Raw genomic sequence first — 246 nt, forward strand, 5'->3', positions numbered from 1 at the left:
GCCCAGCAGGCCGATGTCGGCACGGCCAAAAATCTGCCAGATGGTGCCGACCACGTTCCACGGAATCAGCAACGGAATGGCGAGAATGATCAGCACCAGCGAGGACCAACGGCCCTTGGTGGGCATGGTCAGGGCGATGGCGATGCCCAGCGGGATCTCGATCAGCAGCACGCAGGCCGAGTAGATGAACTGGCGCAGCAGCGAATCGTGCAGGCGTGGGTCGAGCAGCACCTGCTTGTACCAGTC

At 62.6% G+C, this 246-nt stretch carries 1 protein-coding gene; it reads right to left on the bottom strand.

Going from position 1 to position 246, the window contains the following annotated elements:
- Positions 1-246, bottom strand: a 246-nt coding sequence (locus tag AAEY88_RS15030; RefSeq protein ID WP_350563680.1) for a hypothetical protein, incomplete at both ends; no start/stop codon positions are given.

It is taken from the genome of Psychrobacter sp. CAL346-MNA-CIBAN-0220 (assembly GCF_040309805.1).
In the GTDB taxonomy this organism is placed as follows: domain Bacteria; phylum Pseudomonadota; class Gammaproteobacteria; order Pseudomonadales; family Moraxellaceae; genus Psychrobacter.